The organism is Streptacidiphilus sp. MAP5-3 (assembly GCF_041262505.1).
In the GTDB taxonomy this organism is placed as follows: Bacteria; Actinomycetota; Actinomycetes; order Streptomycetales; family Streptomycetaceae; genus Streptacidiphilus.
Window position 1 is genome coordinate 146,908 of the sequence record NZ_JBGCCL010000013.1, and the last position, 19,374, is coordinate 166,281.

The following is a 19,374-nucleotide window of genomic DNA, read 5'->3' on the forward strand; positions in this document are numbered from 1 at the left end:
GACCACGCACCACCTGGGGGTGGGGGTCTGGTGGCGTGCAACTTCCTCGCGCGCCCGTTTGGCGGCCTGCCAGCGCACGTCTCGGCCCCGCTTGCCGGGGAACGGGGAAGAAAGAAACGTTCCCTCGCAAGCGGGGCCGGGAGTCGGTCTAGTGGATGATGCCCGTCCGCAGCGCCACCGCGACCATCCCCGCACGGTCGCCCGTGCCGAGCTTGCGAGCGATGCGGGCCAGGTGGGACTTGACCGTCAGCGCGGAGAGGCCCATGGCGACGCCGATCGCCTTGTTCGACTGCCCTTCCGCGACCAGCCGCAGGACCTCGACCTCGCGGCCGGACAGCTCCCGGTACGCCTGCGGCGGAGCCGCCTGCGTCGCGCCGGGAGCGCCGTTCGGAGCGCCGGGGACGCCCGCGCCGACCGGCGCGCCCGGCATGCCGGGACGGCGGACGTGGCCGGACATGCCGGGCCGGAGCCCGCCCGTGCCGGGCATGCCCGGACGCTGCGGCATGCCGCTGCCGACGCGGGTACCGGTGACGACGTAGCCCTTCACGCCGCTGGCCAGCGCGCTCCGGACCGCACCGATGTCGTCGGCTGCGGAGAGGGCCAGCCCGTTGGGCCAGCCTGCGGCGCGGGTCTCGGCGAGGATCGCCAGTCCGGAGCCGTCGGGGAGATGGACATCGGCGACGCAGATGTCGCGTGGGGTTCCGACGCGCGGACGCGCTTCGGCGAGTGAGGACGCCTCGATCACGTCGCGCACGCCGAGGGCCCAGAGGTGCCGGGTGACCGTGCTGCGGACGCGAGGGTCGGCGATGACCACCATGGCGGTGGGCTTCGTCGGACGATAGGCGACCAGGTTTGCGGGGTGCTCAAGGAGAACGGACACCAGGCCTCCTGATTGAGAGGTGCCGGGAAGAGGGTCACTGTCTGCTTCGGCACCATCGGTGCCCGGCTTTAGCGAATGATCACGATTGAGTGAGGGGCAATTCGGGCAGTTCGGATATTTTGTTCAACCCGATTGAGCCTAAGTCACCCGTAAGTGATCAAAAGCGGTCGACACGCCGAACGTCTGACCGAAATGTCCGAAATGGCAACCTAAGCGTACGTCGAAGCTGACGATCCTTCACCTGATCGCGCAGCGACCGCTTCACGCGCCGCCGCGCGGCTGCCGCCGCGTCGGCATCGGCACGACGCTGCTGACCTGGCCCGATCCCTCGCCCACCACGGGCGTGGCCGGATAAGGAACCGTGAGCGGCGGCAGCCCGGCGCACTGGCACAGGAGCTCGCACCACGCACGCAGGTGCGCACCCAGCCCGAGCCCGGTGACGGCTGCCCCGCCCCCGGTCACGGACGGCATCGACGGTAGTGACGGGATCGCGGAGTGGGCGGGCGGCACCGGTGTCCAGGACGCGCGGATCTCGATCTCGGTGCTGGACGGACGCTCGACCATCGAACCGAAGTACTGGGAGTACGCGCGCGACACCGTCCCGCCGGGCTCGACGTAGGCGCAGCCGAACTGCTCCAGTGCGTCGACCAGCCAGGACCAGCCCACCTCGGCCAGCATCGGGTCGTCCGCGATCTCCCGTTCCAGGTCCGCCTGCGTCAGCGAGACCAGCCGGAACTGGCCCTGCCAGGCCTCGTGCCCGGACGGGTCGTGGAGCAGTACGAGCCGACCGTCGGCCAGCTCCTCCCCGTCGACCTCGACGGAGGCGGTCAGTGCGTAGGCGTACGGTGCCAGCCGTCGCGGTGCGGGGGTGTCGTCGATGCGCACCTCGGGACGCACCCGGGTGCTCTTCAACTCGGCCACCGCGGCGCGGAATGCGGCTGGCGCGGTCTCCGCCCCCGTGGTCCCTTCGCCGAATGCGGAACCACCCTCGTACATCGGCCTCCCGCCGTTCACCGCAGCCATGCCGGAAGACTATGCGCCCGGCCAGCCCGCTGAGTGCCGACACCACGAAGGACGCGTGGTCCGGCGTGCGAAGATTTCTGCGTGACCGAGAGCCAGAGCACCCGCCCCGAGAACCTGCCGACGTACGACTCCGCGTTCCTGCGCGCCTGTCGCGGGGAGGAGGTTCCGCACACGCCGGTCTGGTTCATGCGCCAGGCGGGCCGCTCGCTGCCGGAGTACCGCAAGGTCCGTGAGGGCATCGCGATGCTCGACTCCTGCATGATGCCGGAGCTGATCAAGGAGATCACGCTCCAGCCGGTCCGCCGCCACAACGTGGACGCGGCCATCTACTTCAGCGACATCGTGGTCCCGCTCAAGGCGATCGGCGTCGACCTCGACATCAAGCCCGGCGTCGGCCCGGTCATCGCGAACCCCGTCCGCACGGCCGCCGATTTGGAGCAACTGCGTCCGCTGGAGCCCTCCGACGTCCCGTACGTGACCGAGGCGATCGGCCTGCTCGTCGCGGAGCTCGGCGCGACCCCGCTGATCGGTTTCGCCGGTGCGCCGTACACGCTGGCCAGCTACCTGGTCGAGGGCGGCCCGTCGCGGACCTACGAGAACACCAAGGCCATGATGTACGGCGCGCCCGACCTGTGGGCCGCGCTGGTCGACCGGCTCGCGGTGATCACGGCCGGGTTCCTCAAGGTGCAGATCGAGGCCGGGGCCTCGGCCGTGCAGCTCTTCGACTCCTGGGCGGGCGGCCTGGCCCCCGAGGACTACCGCCGCTCGGTCATGCCGGCCTCGGCGAAGGTCTTCGCGGAGGTCGCCTCGTACGGCGTCCCGCGGATCCACTTCGGCGTCGGCACGGGCGAGCTGCTCGGTCTGATGGGTGAGGCGGGCGCGGACGTGGTCGGCGTCGACTGGCGCGTCCCGTTGGAGGAGGCGTCCCGCCGCGTGGGCGGCGGCAAGGCGCTCCAGGGCAACCTGGACCCGACGGTCCTCTTCGCCCCCGAGTCGGTGGTCCGCGAGAAGGCCGACGAGGTCCTCGCCTCGGCGAAGGCCTCCGGCCGCGGCCACGTCTTCAACCTCGGCCACGGGGTTCACCCGACCACCGACCCGGACGCCCTGACCAAGCTGGTCGCCCACGTGCACGAGCGCACTGAGCGCTGACGCGCGGGTGTCGGCATCCAGGGGCGCGGGGAACTGCGCGACAAGCCACCCGCCCACGGGGCAGGCCGAGCGAGCAGGACCGTCCGCGCGGGGTGGCTCTCCGCGTAGCGCCCCACGCCCCTGACGTGCTGCAACTCCCCGTGTTTCCCGACGAGTTGTCGGCAACGAGGCGGGCAAGGGGCGGGAGGCCGCCGCGCTTTCGGGGACCCGAACGGGGGTGTGCGAGAGTGAGGGCATGAACAGCACGACGTCCGCCTCCGAGGCCCCTTCTCTCCCGCACGTCCTTGTGGTCGGCGGGGGTATCGCCGGCCTCGCCGCGGCGGCTCGGCTGGCCGGGGCGGACGGGCATGCGGCCCGTGCGCGGGTGACGCTGTTGGAGGCCGGGCCCCGGCTCGGCGGCAAGCTCCGGACGGGCGAGGTCGGCGGCGTCACCGTCGACCTGGGCGCGGAGTCCATGCTGGCCAGGCGGCCCGAGGCGGTCGCGCTGGGCCGTGGCGTCGGCCTTGACGACGCCCTCCAGCCGCCGACCACCGCCAAGGCCGCGATCTGGACGCGTGGTGCGCTGCGCCCGATGCCGACCGGTCATCTCATGGGCGTGCCCGGGGACCTCGACGCGCTCGCCGCCTCCGGCGTGCTCTCAGCCGAGGGGTTGGCCCGCGCGGCGGAGGACGAGACCCTGCCGCGTACCGAGGTCGGTCAGGACATCGCCGTCGGCGAGTATGTCGCCGCGCGCCTCGGCCGGGAAGTGGTCGATCGACTGGTCGAACCGCTGCTCGGCGGCGTCTATGCCGGTCACGCTGATCGAATTTCGCTCAGTGCCGCTGTTCCGCAACTGCTTGCGATCGCTCGGCGCGATCGATCGGCGATCGAAGGCGTGCGGGCGACCCTGTCCGCAGCCGCGAAGAACCCCAACCCGGCCCCGGTCTTCATGGGCATCGAGGGCGGTATCGGCCGTCTGCCCGTCGCGGTGGCCGAGGCCTGCCGCGACGCGGGCGTCACCATCCGCACCGAGACCCCGGTCGACTCGCTCCGCCGCACCGCCGACGGCTGGACCGCGGTGCTCGGCGGGAGCGCGACCGGCGAGGCGCTGGCCGCCGACGCGGTGGTGCTCGCCGTTCCCGCGAACGTCGCCGCCCGCCTGCTCACCTCCCACGCGCCGCGCGCCGCCGCCGAGTTGGCGGAGGTCGAGTACGCGGGCATGGCCCTGGTCACGCTGGCCTTCCGCCGCGCGGACGTCGGCGCGCTCCAGGGCAGCGGCTTCCTGGTCCCGCCGGTCGACGGTCGGTCGATCAAGGCGTCGACCTTCTCCAGCAACAAGTGGGGCTGGCTCGACCGGTCCGCCCCGGACACGTTCGTGCTCCGCACCTCGCTCGGTCGCCACGGCGAGGAGGCCGTGCTCGATCAGGACGATGCGGATCTGATCGAACGATCGCTCTCCGATCTCCGCGAGGCGGCCGGGATCACCGCGCGACCGTATGCGCATACGGTCACCCGCTGGCGTGGCGGCCTCCCGCAGTACCCGGTGGGCCACCCCGAGCGGGTCGCCCGGATCGAGGCGGAGGTCGCCGCGCTGCCGGGCCTGGCGCTGTGCGGCGCGGCGTACCACGGGGTGGGCATCCCCGCCTGTGTCGGCAGCGCGTGGCGAGCGGTGGACCTGGTGACCGGAGCGTTCCGAGCAAGGGAGACAATGAGCGCATGAGTGAGCACAGCGAGCAGAACGCGCACGAGGCGCAGGGCAGCGAGAAGTCGCAGAAGCCGAAGGCGCGTGAGCTGAACGACGTCATCCGCTACACCCTCTGGTCGGTGTTCCGGCTCAAGGACGTGCTGCCCGAGGACCGCGCGGCCCTGGGCACCGAGGTCGAGGAGCTGTTCGCGCAGCTGGCCGAGAAGGACGTCACGGTGCGCGGCACCTACGACGTGTCCGGCCTGCGCGCCGACGCTGACCTGATGATCTGGTGGCACTCCGGCGACAGTGACAACCTGCAGGAGGCCTACAACCGCTTCCGTCGCACGCGGCTCGGCCGCGTGCTGGAGCCGGTCTGGTCGAACATGGCCCTGCACCGTCCCGCGGAGTTCAACAAGTCCCACATCCCGGCGTTCCTCGCGGACGAGACGCCGCGGTCGTACGTGTGCGTCTACCCCTTCGTCCGCTCCTACGAGTGGTACCTGCTGGAGGACGCGGAGCGGCGCGAGCTGCTGTCCGAGCACGGCAAGATGGCCCGCGGCTACCCGGACGTCCGCGCCAACACGGTCGCGTCCTTCGCCCTCGGCGACTACGAGTGGCTCCTCGCCTTCGAGGCGGACGAGCTGCACCGCATCGTGGACCTCATGCGGCACCTGCGCGGGAGCCGCGCACGTCTGCACGTGCGCGAGGAGGTCCCGTTCTACACGGGCCGGCGCAAGGAGATCAGCGAGCTGCTCGCGGGGCTGGCGTAACAAGAAGTAGGTGCATTTGTCCGGGGGCGCGGGGCCCTGCTTGACCAACTGCGTGGGTGGTTTGACGCGTGCGCAGTTGATCAAGCGGAGCCCCGCGCCCCCGACGTGTTGCAACGCCCCGTCTGCCGTCCCTACAGCGCTCGGGAGGGCTTGAGGGCTGCGCGGAGGTACGGCTCGCGCAGCGCGTTGGGGCCGCGGAGGATCAGGGCGAGGGTCTGGTCCGCGCTGCGGGAGTGTGCGCGGTGGGCGCGGGCACGGCGCGTGCCCGCGCGCAGGCCGCGGAGGAGGTCCTGGCCCGGGGGAGCGGCCCAGGGGGTGACCGGGTAGACCTCGATGCGGGCCATCAGCAGGGTGCCTGCGCTCAGCACCAGCGGCAGGGTGAACCACGCCGCCAACGCGGCAAGGCCGATCCTCGCGCCGGTGAGGTCACGCGCGCCCGCGGCGCCCAGCGCGGCGGCGAAGAGGCCGAGGGTGGCCACCAGGGACCACCGCACGCCCGTGACGGCCTGCGCCAGGGTGTCCCGTGTGCCGGGGGCGACCGCGAGGCCCCGGCGGGTGAGCCGGTCGGCGATCTCGCGTACCGCCGCGCCGTGGGCGACCTCGCGGCGCAACTCGTCGGTGCGGCACTGGCCTTCGGGGCCGATCGCGGTGAGGACCGCCGCCTCCAGCTCGTTCTGCGGGTGGGGGCGGGCCACGGAGGTCCAGCCGGTGTGGGCGAGGTGGAGCACGCCCTTGGCCACCATGCGGACCAGGGTCAGCTCGACCACCCGCTCGGGGCCGCCGGCCAGGTACGCCGCGTCGAAGAGGTCCGGCGCGTGCTCGTCGTCGGACAGCTCCTCGGAGCCGGTCTCAGGCGACCCGCCCGGCGTGGACGTGCCGTTGACCGCTGGGTCGATCGTCGCGACCAGGCGGCACAGTCTCAGCGCGGAGAGCATCGCCAGCAGGCACGCGGGGATCAGGAACACGTACGCCATGAGGCATAACCAACCTCACTCCTGACCGCCGCTCAAGATCCGTGTGCGGACGGATATCCAACCGTGATCGGCGGTCGCTCCGCCGGCGCAGGCCGATGACCAGGACCGGCAGAGCCGTCGCAGCGAGTGACAGGAAGGCCAGCAGCGGCGGCGGCCAGAACGGTGCGGAGGCGCCCGAGGGCGTCGCGCTCCCGGTGATCGTCGCGTCCGACCAGCGGAAGGTCGCCACTGTCGCCAGAGCGAGAGCGAAGAACAGCGCGCCGAGCAGCAGTCGGATCGCGCCGCGTACCGCGCGCTGCCTCGGCGCGGTGCGCAGGGATGTCCAGAGCACCCGTGCACCGGCGAGACCGACCGCCGTGGCGGACGCCAGAAAGAACGGATCGACGAACGGATCGAAGAAAGGACCGAGGCTCATCAGGACACCCCTTCCCAGGAATGGGAGGAGCCAGGTCCCCCGCACCTGGCTCCATGGGGAGAGCATGTCGGCTGGCTGCGAGCCAAGGAAGACGGCGGCGCGATTCTCAGAGCTAGATTTGAGCTTTCACGGGCTTGCCTCGCGGGTCGCCCTGATCGCGGCCGTCTCGGCCGACGATCACCGTGGGCCGAGCAGATCCTCGGGGCCTGCACTGATGCGATGCAGGCGGCGTCCGGCCCCGGTCATCCGCAGCAGCAAGCCATGGCCCTCGGCGGCGTCGACGAGCTGCTCCCTGACCGCGGCGCGGACCAGGTCGAAGGTCTCCAGGGTGGTGATCCCGCGCCTACGAGCGTAGCGGGCGGCGTCGCGGTCGTCGGAGATCCAGACGGCGTGGCGGAAATCTCGGCGGCGGGTGATCAGGGTCAGCGTCTCGGCCTCGCCCAGGTGTTGGGTCGGGCGGCGGCGGTCGCCGCCGAAGACCGCGCGGCGCAGGCGTTCGACCTCGGTGCGTTCGTCGGGGTCGCTGATCTCCACCGGTTCGCCGAGGCTGCCGCGTTCGGCCAGTCCGGCGAGGGGCGGCAGATGCCGGGTGGAGAGCCGGGCCTCCCGGGCGACCGCCTCGGACCAGCGACCCCGGCCGTCGAGCACCTTCTCGAGTAACGCGACCCGGTCCACGGCGGCGAAGTTGCACAGGACGGTGTTGTCGGGGAACCACCACTCGGTCATGGCTGGTAGACCAGCTCCCCGCCGTCCCGCTCGACGGCGCCGTCCTGCGGTCGGTCGTCCTGCAGCAGGTCGTCCTCCAACTCCTTCGGCTCGACGCCGAGGAGTGCGGCGAGCGGACGGAGGGTCGTCTCCCCGGACCGGAACGCCAGGTAGAGGCCCTCGGCCAGCCGTGCCGGTGGGCGTTCCGCCTCGGCGAGGGCCGCCTCGCGCAGGTAGGCGTCCATGGCCCCGACCGCGAGATGGCACTCCGCAGTCGTCCGGCGCCGGAGCCGTGTCTGCTGGGACGCGTCGATCAGGCCGAGTCGCCGCAGCCGGGCCGCGAGCGCGCTGGGGGAGACCCGGAACCTCACCACCAGCTCGGCGAATTCGACATTGAAGTCGACATCGAAGTCGACACTGAAGTCGGCGCCGGACTTGGCCGCGGATTCGGGCCCCGACTGGGCCGCAGCCCGGCGGATGTCGGCCTCCGGCATGAGCAGCGCGGCCGCGAAGGCGTTGGCGCGGACCTCGTCGGGCTCGGCCTGGTGGCCCGGCGCGACCGGGGACTCGGTGCGCGGCTCGGCCGCGTCCCCGGCGAGGAGATGGCCGAGTTCGTGGGCGAGGGTGAACCGCTGCCGGGTCCAGCGGTCGTCCCTGCGGGCCAGGGCGAGGCGTGGGCCGCCCTCCTGCTGCCAGGAGAACCCGTCGACCGGGCCCGGGAGTTCGACGACGGCGAAGTCCACGCCGAACGCCCGCTCGATGACGGAGAGGAGCTCGCCGGTGGGCAGCAGCGCCGGATCGGTGGCGAGCGGCTCGCCAGGGCCCAGGGTCTGCCCCAACCAGGCGCGTACGGTGGCGGCGAGTTGCTCGCCCTGTTCGTCCGGGTCGCCCGGGCCCACCTCCGGCAGCGTGGGCATCTCCGGTGCGCGGCCGAGGAGTTCGAGGACCTCGTAGGCGGCCGTGAATCGCTCGGCGATGTCGCTCAGGCTGCTGCTGTGCGCGGCGGCGTCCCCGCGTCCGGCCACGCCGGCCCGGCTCAACTGACGGCCAGTCAGCAGCCAGTCCACGGTGACCGATCCGGCCTCCGCGATGAGCGCGAGGTCGGTGGAGCTGAAGCGGCGGATGCCGTTGAGGGATTTGGAGAGCTTGTCGGGCGTGATCCCTACGCGTGCGGCGAAGGCGGCGTGGCTCATCCGCGCCGCCGTGATCACCGTGCGTACCCGCCCGGAGACGGATTCGTCCATGGGCCCACGGTACGACCTGCTTGCGAGAATCGCAATGGACGCGCAGGACACAGGAAGGCGCAGGGCACAGGAAGGCGCAGGACACGGGAGAGCAAGGCGCGCAGGCGCTGCCGCTCGGCGTGAAAGGATCAGGGCGTGGCGATGGCGAAGCCGGCGAGGTACCGGGAACTGGCGGCGGCCGTGCGTGCGGGCGTGCTGAGCGGCGAGTACGGCGCGGGCGGACGTCTGCCCAGCGAGGAGGCCCTGGCGGCCGCCCATGGCGTCTCACGCGGCACCGTCCGCCAGGCGCTGGCGCTGCTGCGCACCGAGGGCGTGGTGACCTCCCGTCGGGGCACCCGCCGTGTGGTGCTGGAGCAGCCGCGTCTGCAGAGCTTCACCGAACTGCTCAGCTTCACGCGTTGGGCCCGCTCGCTCGGCGAGGAGCCGGGCGGGTCGGTGGTCGCCCTGCAGTGGCGCGAGGCCGACGCGACGGAGGCGGCGCAACTGCGGCTGACCGAGGGCGACCGGGTGCTGTCCGTGCGCCGCTGCCGCACGCTCGGCGGCCGCCCGGTGATGGTCGAACGGACCGTCTACGGCGAGCCGATCGGCGCGCTGGTCGCGGAGATGCCGGGCGACGCCGTCTCGGTCACCGAACTACTCGAGTCCAACGGCCTGGTTCTGGCCGACGCCGACCACACCATCGACCTGACCCTCGCGGACGCGGACGACGCCGCCCTGCTCGGCTGCGAGCCCGGCGCGCCGCTGCTCCGCGAGCGCCGCCGGACGACGGATCCGACGGGCCTCCCCATCGAGTGGTCCGAGGACCGTTACCTGCCCGGAACGGTCGCCTTCACCGTCCACAACTCCCTTGCCGCGACGACGCTCGCGCGCCTGCGGGAGGCGGGGAGCTGAGGGTGGTCAGCGGGCCTGCGCCGGTGCGGAGGCCAACTCGACCAGCAGGTCCCGGAAATGGGCGAAGGGCGGCGTGACCGCGTCCGGGTCCTTGGCGTCGTCGTCCCAACGGCGGAGCCGTACTGCTGCTTCGGCGTGCGGAAGTTGGGCGAACGCCGCCGCCTCGTCCGGGTCCATCGGGCCGCCCTGGAGCGAGAGCGTGTGGACGGACGCCTCGGAGAGCCTGTCGAAGTACGCGGGCTCGACCGCGCACAGGTAGCGCTTGGCCGCGACGTGGAGGCGGACCGGCTCCGTCACCGCCGGACCGAACCAGGGGGCGAGCCAGTCCGCGCCCTGGTGGCTGTGGCGGTTGTCGGCGGTCCCGGCCATCAGTTCGCGGCCGTGGATCGCGCCGCGGAAGTGACCGACGTCGTGCAGCAGGGCGGCGGCGACCAGCGCGGGCTGGGCCCCCTCGGCTTCGGCCAGAGCGGCTGCCTGGAGCATGTGCTCGGCCTGGGTGACGTGCTCGCCGAGGTAGTCCGCCGCACCCTCGCCGGCGAACAGTTCGCCGATGGCGGTCACGATCTGATCGGGCGTCATTTCAGTTCTCCTCACTGGGACGCGTGCGGCCCAGCAGCGCCACCGTGCTCAGCAGGGCATCCAGATCCGCGTAACAGCCCTGGAGATGCCGGGCACCACCGCGCTCGAACGCCGTGCGGGCGTGCAGCAGACGGGTGTTGTCGAAGATCAGGCAGTCGCCGGGCTCGAGCCGGAACTCCAGCTGCGCCTCCGGTGCCAGCAGCAGCTCGGCGAAGGCGCGGTAGGCCCGGTAGAAGGCGTCGGTCCGCTCCTTGGGGAGTCGGAGCGTGCCGAGCGAGCGGTTGTTGAAGCGCACTTCGCGGATCCGGCCCTCGGCGTCCAGGTCGATCAGCGGTCGGCGCGCGCTCAGCTCCGTCACCGCGTCCCGGAAGGCGAACTCGACCGGGGTGGTGGTCAGTACGGCGAACGCCTCGGGGTCCTCCTCGCGCAGTTGCGAGGCGACGGCGAAGCCGTCGACCAGGCCGGAGTCACCGCCCAGCGCGTTGTTGACCAGGCAGTGCAGCAACTGCAGGGTCGGCACCGGGTCGCGGTAGGGGTTGTCGGTGTGCGGGGTGATCGCGACGTTCGTGAAGGCGAGGTTGTTGGGTTGCTCCTCAACCCGGACCTCGAACTGCAGGCCGTAGTTGGTCTCCCGGACGAAGCCGAACGCGCGGGCGGCTTCCTGCACCTGGCCGTCGCGCAGCGGCACATCCCGCAGCAGGCAGAAGCCCAGGCGGTGGACGGCGCCCAGCATCCGCCGGCGCTCCTCGTCGCTTCCCATGAACGCGTCCCAGGACGCCTCCGGGAGGCGTCCGTTCAGCGTTTCGGCGCGCAGCCACAGCTCCTTGCCGTCCTCGGCGCGCGGGTCGGGCTCGGCCGCGGCGGCGAGCCAGTCGGCGTCGTAGCGCGAGCGGTGGCCGTCCGGGGACCAGACGACGTCCCAGCCGTCGCGTCCGGCCTCGGAACGCCGCTCGGCCGCGGCGAGCGCCAGAGCCTGCGGCACCTCGGTGATCTGGAACAGCTTCTGGCCCGTCCCGGGGTCGCGGCATTCGGCGCAGCCGCAGTTGTCGCGCAGCCACATCGCCGACAGGCCGGCGGGCCGCGGTGCGTGAGCTCGGCCCGTGCCTGCGGCGGCCGTCTCCGTGGTGGTCATTCGATTTCGACCTCTCTCCAAAAGTTGTATAGCCAACTTTGACCCATGCCCTCCGCGGTCGCCAAGAGGGCTCCAGGTGAACGGAGGCTGAATGACCGGTGTTCAGCCACGCGGGGTAGGGTCGGGCCGGCCCGTCGCGCTGCGGACGGACCGGACTTATCCACGGGGAAGGCAGGGGAACCACATGAGCACGCCCGGCTACCAGCAGGTTCAGCTCAACGAGATCGCGCGCGGTCGTCTGGACGGGTCGCGACAGGGGCGTCCCTGCTTCACCTCGGACCTGTCGGTCAACGAGTTCGTCCTGGTCACCGAGTCGGGCTTCGAGCCGCTCGGCATGGTGATGGGCACCAGCGTCTACCACGTCGGTGTCCAGTACGGCGGTTGGAAGACCAGCCAGGAGCTGGGCATACTCACCCAGGCGATGTACAACGTCCGCGAGCTGGCCATGAGCCGGATGGAGGCGGAGGCCGCCGAGCTCGGCGCGGACGGCGTCATCGGCGTGACACTGCGGCCGGTGAACTACGCCTTCATGTCGGACGTCGTCGAGTTCTTCGCCACCGGCACCGCCGTCAAGGCCACCGACGGAACCAACTACCGTGCGCCGAACGGCAAGCCGTTCACCACGAACCTCACCGGGCAGGACTTCTGGACGCTCTGGCAGCACGGCTGGCTGCCGCGTCGACTGGTGCTGGGCAACTGCGTCTACCACGTCGCACATCAGACGATGCGTCAGCTGCTGTCGCAGGTGGGCCAGAACGCGGAACTGCCGCAGTTCACCCAGGCCCTCTACGATGCCCGCGAGCTGGCGATGGCGCGGATGCAGTACGAGGGCCAGCAGCTCGGCTCCGACGGCATCGTCGGCACTTTCGTCAACGACCACCGCTACTGGGGCGAGCACGCGATCGAGTTCTTCTCGATGGGTACGGCGGTCAGCCGGGTCCGGCCGGACGTCACGCCGGTCAAGCCGACGATGACGATGCCGCTCAGCCGCTGACGAAGCGTCAACCGTCAACCACGGGGCTGTACACCCGTCGGCCGCCCTCCCGGATCCCTGATCCCTGATCCGGGAGGGCAGCCGACCGTCACAGCGCCTTGCGTACCCGGGTGACCCGGACCTCCTCGACCCCCAGCAGGCCGAGCAGCGGCACCTTGGCGCGGCGCTGGTCCGGGTCGACGGTCAGCCCGTCCGCACGGAGCCGGTCGAGCAGCAGTTCCGCCAGCGGCATCACCATGTGCCGTCCCCAGCAGCGTTCGGAGACGTGGCCGAAGGGCAGGTAGCCGGGCGTGTGGTCGGGATCGAGGTCGTCCCAGCGCTCCGGACGGAACTCGTCCGGGTCCTCCCACAGCGCCGGGTCGCGGTGCGAGAGCAGAGGGAGCACCAGCACGTCGTCCGCCGGGCCGATCCGGGGATCGATCTCCGGATACTCGGGCGAGGAGCGGCGCAGGATGTTCCAGGACGGCGGCAGCAGGCGCAGCGACTCCAGGACGATGTTGCGGTTCGAGACCCTCTCGTCGAAGGGCGCGCCCAGCCAGAGCGCGTTGGCCACCAGCGTGGAGACGGTGAAGCAGACGGGCGCGGCGGCCCGCCGGTAGATGCCCATCGCGTGGCGCCGGTCCTGGTAGCCGCCCGCCTGCGCGGTCAGCTCGGCGAGGTTGCTGGACGCCGCAGTGGCCCGGAGGCGGATCGGCAGCGCCGCACCGGCGGCGATCACGGTCCAGGTCAGGACCGGCGTCAGTTCCAGGTTGCGGCTCATCAGCATGGTGAGCCGACGCGGGTCGCCACCGAGGACCAGGTCGCGCAGCAGCATGTGGCCGGTGAGCGGCCACGGGCCGGAGAGGTCCGCGCCCGCCGGGATCGGGTGTTCCAGGGCTCGGCGCACGTCGCGACCGACGGTCTGGGTCACCGAGGACGCCTCGGGTCGGGAGATGGACCGGCCGTGCAGCGGCTTGAAGGTCGGGCGCTCGGTCTCGGTGGCACGCCGGGCCGCGAGGATCCGGTCCGTCAGCTCGTGGCCGGCGACCCCCATGGTGTCGGGTTCCAGGCGGAAGGCGTCCTGCCCGAGGTGGTTGTCGAGCAGGGCGGCCAGGCGCGGCGAGAGGACCGTGGTCCGGCCGGTGGTCAGGGTGCGGGCAGCGGGCATCACGCGTCTCCGGGGGCCGGGAGTTCGGGAGTTCGGCCGAAGGGCAGAGCCCACGCCCGGCACGCCGTGGGAACGGCGGTGCCGGACGCGGGCCCGGTGGTGCATCACCCCGCAGGGCGCGGGGATGGGGTCCGTCGGCTCAGTACCACAGGTACCAGGCGTTGGCCTTCAGGCTCTTCTGGGCGAAGACGGCGTTGCGAACGGCGAACAGGACCTTCATCTCTGTCCCCTTTCTGTGGAAACGGGGTGATGCACAATCCGCTTGTGGCGGCGTGTGCCTGACAGGGACACAGGCTGCCTGACGGGGATCAAGGTCGGATCTACGCGCGCATAGACGGGACGTAGACTCCGCTCCGGCATGCTCACGTGCACCGCTACGGGAGGAACAGCACGCCATGAGCGCCATGAGCGTCGGCACGCAGGACTGGAACACGATCGTCACCGGAGGCGGCGCCGGTCCCCGGTGAACGGCTCGGTCGGAACGAGTGCCGGGGAGAGCGCCGGAGCGACTGCCGCGCACGTGCGGTCGAGCAGCCGTCGGGCGCTGTGGCGGTCGGCCGCGCTGCCGGAGTTCTCGAACTCGTCGAGCGCTGCCTCGGCATGGACGCGCGCCCGGTCCGACTCGCCGGCCCGATGCAGGAGTACGGCGAGCCGGTGGTGGGCGTGCGCGGCGCGGCCGGGCAGGGCGGCCACGGTCCACGCCTCCGCCGCCGCGGTCAGGTGTGCGACGGCCTCGGCGGGGTGGTCCAGCGCGTCATGGGCGAGGCCGAGGACGAAGAAGGTGTGCGCGGTGCCTGCGCAGTCCCCCTCCGTCCGGAGCCGGGCCAGCAGCGGACGGCACTGCTCCAGCACCTCCTCGGCGCGGCCCGTGCTGATCCGTGACACGGCGGCGTTCAGCAGGGAGGCGGTCTCCCCACTGCGGTGACCGAGGACGCGGGCCAGCGCCACGGCCTCGCCGAACCGCAGCACGGCCTCCTCGTCCCGGCCCTGCGCATGGGCGATCGCGCCGAGGTCGTTGAGCGCCTGACGCAGGATCACCAGATCGCCGTCCTCCTGGCACAGCTCCACCGCGCGCAGCGTCTCCGGCTCCGCTGAGGCCCAACGGCCCGCACCCACCGCGATGTTGCCCGCGAGGAACCGGGCCCGCCCCTCCGTGTGCCGGTCCCCGTGCCGGGCTGCGGCGCGGGCCAGCGCGTCGACGGTCTCCACGAGTTGGCGACGCCGGGGTCCGGGGCCGAACGGGCTGAGCGCGATGAGCAGGTTGACGGCTCGGGGGAGCAGCGCCGCATAGCCGGGGCCGCTGCCGCTCTGCTCCGCGTGCCCGCCCTGCTCCGTTCTCCCGTCGCGCTCCGCGCTACCGACGCGCTCGTCGGGCTGGGCGTGCCCGTCGCGCTCGTTGCTCTCGTCGAGCGACTCCCGTGCGATCCGGGCGGCCAGGTCCACCGCGCCCGGACCCTCCGTCCGCGCCCAGTTACGGGCCGCTGCCGCGCTGGGGAAGTCGGGACCCGGCAACGGCAACGGCCCCAGTGCGTCCCGGACACAGTCGCCGGGAACCGCCCGCTCGAACGCGGAACACGCCCCGGCCAGCAGGAAGTCCAGCAGCCGCGCTCGCGCCGCCCGCTCCTCGCCGGGCGCGGTGCGCAGCGAGACGCGGCGGGCGAAGTCGCGGAGCAGGCCGTGGTGCCGGTAGCGGTTCTCGGCGGGCGACTCCAGCATCGCGATGTCGACCAGGGACTCCAGCAACTCCTCGGCGCGGGTCGGGTCGGTGTCCAGCAGGGCCGCGGCCGAGGCCAGCCCCAACTCGGCCGCGTCGACGGCTCCGAGCAGACGGAACGCCTCCGCCTGCGCCTCCGTGAGCTGGCCGTAGCCGAGTTCGAAGGCCGCCGCGACCGCCAGCTCGCCGATCCGCAGTTCGTCGATCCGGCGTCGCTCGTCCGTCAGCCGCCCGACCAGGGCCCGCAGCGTCCAGGACGGCCGCGCAGCCAGGCGGGTGGCCACGATGCGCACCGCCAGCGGCAGTCGGCCGCAGGCCTGGACCAGCTCGACCGCCGCCTCGCGTTCGGCGTCGACGCGTGCCTCGCCGGTCACGGACCGCAGTAGGCGCAGCGCCTCGGCAGGCTCGAAGCCGCCGAGGTCCGGTTGGGCGGTGATGGGCAGACCGGCCAGTCGCATCCTGCTGGTCAGCACCACCGCGCAGGCGGCAGCCCCCGGCAGCAGCGGGCGGACCTGGGCCGCCCCCGCCGCGTTGTCGAGCACGATCAGCAGCCGACGCCCGTCCGCCGTCGACCGGAACAGCGCCGATCGGGCCGTGACTCCGTCCGGTACCTCCTCCGGAGCCAGGCCCAGGGCGCAGAGGAAGCCGCCGAGAACCTCCTCCGGGTCGGCGGCGCGACCGGTGTTGCCGCGCAGATCGACGTAGAGCTGGCCGTCGGGGAAGGCCGGACGGCTGCGGTGGGCGAGGTGCAGCGCCAGTGCGGTCTTGCCGACGCCGCCCATCCCGGACAGCGCCAGCACCGGCGGCGCGGTCCGCTCCGGCCCGGCCAACGCCGCGCAGAGGTCCTCGACCAGCCTGGTGCGCCCGACGAAGTCCGGCTCCTGCGGCGGCAGTTGTGCCGGTACGGGCGGGGACCTGCGTTCGGCCCGGAAGGCCCCCTCGGCCCGGAACGCCCCTTCGGACCGGAGTACGCCCTCGGGCCGCGCGCCGGGCTCGGCGGTCGCGGCCGGAGGCACCACCTCGCGCGGCCTCTGCGGTGCGGCTGCGGCCGCGGTAGCCGGACCACCGCCCTCCAGGACGGCAGCGTGGACGGAGGTCAGTTCATGGCCCGGATCGACCCCCAACTCCCGGGCCAGGCGACGGCGCACGTCCTGATAGAGCGTCAGCGCGTCGCTCTGGCGGCCGACCTGGGTCAACGCCTGCATCAGCAGCCCGTGCAGGCGTTCGCGCAGCGGGTGTTCGGCGGTCAGCGCGGTCAACTCGGGTATGCACGCGGCTGCGCGTCCCAGCGTCACGTCCAGCCCGATCCGCTGCTCGACCAGGCTCAGCCGCAGCTCGGCGTAGCGGTGCCGCTGCCGCTCGGCGAAGGGGCCGGGGACGCCGGCCAACGGCTCGCCCTGCCACAGCGCGACCGCCTCGCGCAGCAGGTCCGCCGCTTCGTGGAGGCGCTCGGCGGCCCGCGCCTGTTCGGCGCGTGCGGCCAGCAGTTCCGCCTGCGCGGCGTCGACGGCCTGGTCCGGCAGGTCCACCCGGTAGCCGCCGGAGACCGAGAGCAGGATCCCCGGGCCGCCGTCAGCGGCGCTGTCGCAGCGTAGCGCCTTGCGCCAGCGCCAGGCGTAGGTGCGCAGGATCGACCTGGCCCGGCAGGGCGAGCGGTCGCCCCACAACGCCTCGATCAGCTCGTCCGTCCCGGCCGAACGGCCGGGACGCAGCAGCAGGGTGGCCAGCATCGCCTGCTGCTGCGGCGTGCCCATCGCCAATGCCGAGGAGCCGCGTCGGCCCCGCATCGGACCGAGCACCTGGAACTCGATGGCAGGCACGACCTCGTCTACCCGTTCTCTGCAAGTTGTGCGGGTGAGCAGGGAGCCAGGCTAGTCGAGGTCTGATCAGGTTTCCTTACTGGATTTCGGCCAACTACTCCCCGGCAGCGCGCAGTCGCAGCGAGATGCTGTTGATGCAGTAGCGCTGGTCGGTCGGCGTCGGGTAGCCCTCGCCCTCGAAGACGTGGCCCAGGTGCGAGCCGCACTTGGCACAGCGCACCTCGACCCGAGCCATGCCGTGCGTGCGGTCCTCGATCAGCTCCACCGCTGACGAGTCGCGCGGGTCGTAGAAGCTCGGCCAGCCGCAGTGTGACTCGAACTTGGTGCCCGAGGTGAACAGCTCGTTGCCGCAGGCGCGGCAGGAGTAGACGCCCTCCGTCTTGGTGTCGGTGTACTCGCCGACGAAGGGGCGCTCGGTGCCCGCCTCACGCAGCACCGCGTACTCGGCGGGCGTCAGCTCCTCACGCCACTCGGCGTCCGTCTTCTCGATGTCGTAGGCCATGATCGCGCGCTCCTTCGGTCAGCCGAGGGTGTCCAGGCGGGAGAGGATCTCCGGGCCGAGGAAGGTGACGTCCCCGGCGCCCATGGTGAGAACGAGATCACCGGGCTTCGCGATTCCCGCGACCAGCTCCGGAACGGCCGCCAGCGAGTGGACGCCCTGGACGTCGGTGCCCTTGGCGCGGGCCGACTCGATGACGATCTCGCTGGTGATGCCCGGGATCGGGTCCTCGCGCGCCGGGTAGATGTCCAGCACCAGGACCTGGTCGGCCAGGGCGAGCGCCTCGCCCATCTCCAGGCCCAGCTCCCGGGTGCGGCTGAAGAGGTGCGGCTGGAAGACCACGACCACGCGCCCCTCGCCCGCCGCCCCGCGGATGGCCTGCAGGTCGGCGGCGATCTCGGTCGGGTGGTGCGCGTAGGAGTCGATCACCTGGACGCCCGCGGACTCGCCCTTGAGCTGCAGCCGACGCCGTACGCCCTGGTAGCTGCTGAGCGCCGGGGCCAGCTGTGCCGCCGGGATGCCGAGCTTCACGCCCGCCGCCAGCGCGGCCACGGCGTTGTGCGCGTAGTGGCGGCCGGGGACGTTGACGGTGAAGGTCAGTTCCTCGCGGGTCTGCCCCTCGCCACCCGGCAGGGCGACGGTCACCTCGCTGGTCATGCCGCGCGGCACGATCCTCAGGATCCGCACGTCGGCGCGCTCGCCCTCGCCGACGGTGACAATCTCGAACTGCCGTCCGGCGACCCGGGAGGCCAGCTCGGCCGCACCCGCGTGGTCGATGTCGACGACCAGCGCACCGCCGGGCGTGATCCGGTCGGCGAAGGCCTCGAAGGACTCGTAGATCTCGTCCATGGACGCGTAGTTGGCGTGGTGGTCCAGCTCCACGTTGAGGACGATGGCGACCTCGGGCGTGTACTTCTGGAAGCTGCGGTCGCTCTCGTCCGCCTCGGCGACGAAGATCTCGCCGGTGCCGTGGTGGGCGTTGCTGCCCGGCTCGTTGAGGTCGCCGCCGATGGCGAAGGACGGGTCCACGCCGAGCGCGGTCAGGCTGACCGCCAGCATGCTCGTCGTGGTGGTCTTGCCGTGCGTGCCCGCGACGGCCAGCGCCCGGCGGCCCGCCATCAACGCGGCCAGCGCGTCGGAGCGGTGGATGATCGGCAGGTCACGTCGCCGCGCCTCGACGATCTCCGGGTTGTCCTCGCGGATCGCGCTGGAGACGACGATGCAGCTGGCCTCCGCCGGGACGTGCTCGGCGGCGTGGCCGACGTGGACCTCCGCGCCCAGCTGACGCAGGGCGAGGACGACCGTGGACTCCTTGGCGTCGCTGCCGGAGACCTGGGCGCCGCGCAGCGCCAGGATCTTGGCGAGCCCGGACATGCCGGCGCCCCCGATGCCGATGAAGTGCGGGGCGGACAGAGGCGCGGACGTTGCTGACGTGGCTGCCGGGGCGGCGGTCATGGTGTCGGGCTCCGAGGGTCGTGCCGGCCCGACGGGCCGGGCGTGCGGTCGCCTCGATTCTGCCGCATCCGGCTCACCGCCCGTCGCAGGCATGCGCTCCGGCAATGAGTTGCACTATCCGGGGGCGCGAGCTCTGCTGATCTGCGGCGCCGCCGCGTGGGCCCGACAAGCCGGTGCTTCTGCTCTCGCGCCTGGTTGCACTACCAGGGGCGCGAGGAACTGCGCGAGAAACCACCCTGCGAGGTGGAGTCCCGAACGCTCCGGCCATCCGCTCATCAGGGGTTGTTCGCGCAGTTCCCCGCGCCCTTGAGGTGCAT

18 protein-coding genes are annotated in these 19,374 nt (G+C 72.3%); 5 read left to right on the forward strand and 13 right to left on the reverse strand.

Going from position 1 to position 19,374, the window contains the following annotated elements; all coding sequences use genetic code 11:
* Positions 1 to 148: 148 nt before the first annotated feature.
* Positions 149 to 880 (reverse strand): LuxR C-terminal-related transcriptional regulator, encoded by a 732-nt coding sequence (locus ABH928_RS20725; protein ID WP_370068573.1) that lies wholly within the window; start codon positions 878 to 880, stop codon positions 149 to 151.
* Between the two features lie 261 nt (positions 881 to 1,141).
* Positions 1,142 to 1,903, reverse strand: a complete 762-nt coding sequence (locus ABH928_RS20730; RefSeq protein ID WP_370068575.1) for a DUF3000 domain-containing protein — start codon at positions 1,901 to 1,903, stop codon at positions 1,142 to 1,144.
* Between the two features lie 81 nt (positions 1,904 to 1,984).
* Here ABH928_RS20730 and hemE point away from each other — a divergent pair, with 81 nt between their 5' ends.
* The 3 genes from hemE to hemQ all read left to right on the forward strand — a co-directional run bounded on the left by hemE (position 1,985) and on the right by hemQ (position 5,488).
* On the forward strand, positions 1,985 to 3,052 hold the full coding sequence (hemE, locus tag ABH928_RS20735) for a uroporphyrinogen decarboxylase (RefSeq protein ID WP_370068577.1): 1,068 nt from the start codon (positions 1,985 to 1,987) through the stop codon (positions 3,050 to 3,052).
* A gap of 235 nt (positions 3,053 to 3,287) precedes the next feature.
* Complete coding sequence (gene hemG, locus ABH928_RS20740) at positions 3,288 to 4,751, forward strand: protoporphyrinogen oxidase (protein ID WP_370068579.1); 1,464 nt, start codon at positions 3,288 to 3,290, stop codon at positions 4,749 to 4,751.
* A complete protein-coding gene (gene hemQ / locus ABH928_RS20745) occupies positions 4,748 to 5,488 on the forward strand; it encodes a hydrogen peroxide-dependent heme synthase (RefSeq protein ID WP_370068581.1) in 741 nt (246 codons plus the stop codon). The genes hemG and hemQ overlap by 4 nt, the downstream gene beginning before the upstream one ends.
* A gap of 131 nt (positions 5,489 to 5,619) precedes the next feature.
* Here hemQ and ABH928_RS20750 read toward each other — a convergent pair whose 3' ends face one another.
* The 4 genes from ABH928_RS20750 to ABH928_RS20765 form a co-directional block, all read right to left on the reverse strand.
* The gene (locus ABH928_RS20750) at positions 5,620 to 6,453 is read right to left on the reverse strand and encodes a TIGR04222 domain-containing membrane protein (RefSeq protein WP_370068684.1); all 834 of its coding nucleotides are present in this window, start codon (positions 6,451 to 6,453) and stop codon (positions 5,620 to 5,622) included.
* Positions 6,338 to 6,877: a hypothetical protein gene (locus ABH928_RS20755; RefSeq protein ID WP_370068583.1), complete on the reverse strand. Its 540-nt coding sequence runs from the start codon at positions 6,875 to 6,877 to the stop codon at positions 6,338 to 6,340. Before ABH928_RS20755 ends, ABH928_RS20750 begins: the two co-directional genes overlap by 116 nt.
* A 177-nt stretch (positions 6,878 to 7,054) precedes the next feature.
* Positions 7,055 to 7,603, reverse strand: coding sequence for a hypothetical protein (locus ABH928_RS20760; protein WP_370068586.1), 549 nt, complete (start codon positions 7,601 to 7,603; stop codon positions 7,055 to 7,057).
* Positions 7,600 to 8,826, reverse strand: a complete 1,227-nt coding sequence (locus ABH928_RS20765; RefSeq protein WP_370068588.1) for an ImmA/IrrE family metallo-endopeptidase — start codon at positions 8,824 to 8,826, stop codon at positions 7,600 to 7,602. Before ABH928_RS20765 ends, ABH928_RS20760 begins: the two co-directional genes overlap by 4 nt.
* Before the next feature lie 141 nt (positions 8,827 to 8,967).
* Between ABH928_RS20765 and ABH928_RS20770 the strand changes: the two genes are divergently transcribed.
* On the forward strand, positions 8,968 to 9,717 hold the full coding sequence (locus tag ABH928_RS20770; RefSeq protein WP_370068686.1) for a GntR family transcriptional regulator: 750 nt from the start codon (positions 8,968 to 8,970) through the stop codon (positions 9,715 to 9,717).
* A 6-nt stretch (positions 9,718 to 9,723) separates the two neighbouring features.
* Here the strand turns inward: ABH928_RS20770 and ABH928_RS20775 are convergent, their stop codons facing one another.
* Both ABH928_RS20775 and ABH928_RS20780 read right to left on the reverse strand, forming a co-directional pair.
* A complete protein-coding gene (locus ABH928_RS20775; RefSeq protein ID WP_370068590.1) occupies positions 9,724 to 10,296 on the reverse strand; it encodes a phosphonate degradation HD-domain oxygenase in 573 nt (190 codons plus the stop codon).
* 1 nt (position 10,297) lies between these two features.
* Positions 10,298 to 11,428, reverse strand: coding sequence for a TauD/TfdA family dioxygenase (locus ABH928_RS20780; RefSeq protein WP_370068592.1), 1,131 nt, complete (start codon positions 11,426 to 11,428; stop codon positions 10,298 to 10,300).
* Positions 11,429 to 11,612: 184 nt separating this feature from the next.
* Here ABH928_RS20780 and ABH928_RS20785 point away from each other — a divergent pair, with 184 nt between their 5' ends.
* The gene (locus ABH928_RS20785) at positions 11,613 to 12,422 is read left to right on the forward strand and encodes a heavy metal-binding domain-containing protein (RefSeq protein ID WP_370068594.1); all 810 of its coding nucleotides are present in this window, start codon (positions 11,613 to 11,615) and stop codon (positions 12,420 to 12,422) included.
* Positions 12,423 to 12,510: 88 nt separating this feature from the next.
* Here the strand turns inward: ABH928_RS20785 and ABH928_RS20790 are convergent, their stop codons facing one another.
* From ABH928_RS20790 to murC, 5 genes are all read right to left on the reverse strand, one after another.
* Complete coding sequence (locus ABH928_RS20790; protein WP_370068596.1) at positions 12,511 to 13,569, reverse strand: cytochrome P450; 1,059 nt, start codon at positions 13,567 to 13,569, stop codon at positions 12,511 to 12,513.
* Positions 13,570 to 13,708: 139 nt separating this feature from the next.
* Positions 13,709 to 13,975 (reverse strand): tryptorubin family RiPP precursor, encoded by a 267-nt coding sequence (locus tag ABH928_RS20795; RefSeq protein WP_370068688.1) that lies wholly within the window; start codon positions 13,973 to 13,975, stop codon positions 13,709 to 13,711.
* Between the two features lie 32 nt (positions 13,976 to 14,007).
* Positions 14,008 to 17,103, reverse strand: a complete 3,096-nt coding sequence (locus tag ABH928_RS20800; protein WP_370068598.1) for a BTAD domain-containing putative transcriptional regulator — start codon at positions 17,101 to 17,103, stop codon at positions 14,008 to 14,010.
* Positions 17,104 to 17,197: 94 nt separating this feature from the next.
* Positions 17,198 to 17,605: a peptide-methionine (R)-S-oxide reductase MsrB gene (gene msrB / locus ABH928_RS20805; protein WP_370068600.1), complete on the reverse strand. Its 408-nt coding sequence runs from the start codon at positions 17,603 to 17,605 to the stop codon at positions 17,198 to 17,200.
* Positions 17,606 to 17,623: 18 nt separating this feature from the next.
* Positions 17,624 to 19,057 carry a UDP-N-acetylmuramate--L-alanine ligase gene (gene murC, locus ABH928_RS20810; RefSeq protein ID WP_370068602.1) on the reverse strand — a complete coding sequence of 478 codons (1,434 nt, stop codon included), beginning with the start codon at positions 19,055 to 19,057 and terminating at the stop codon, positions 17,624 to 17,626.
* Positions 19,058 to 19,374: the final 317 nt, after the last annotated feature.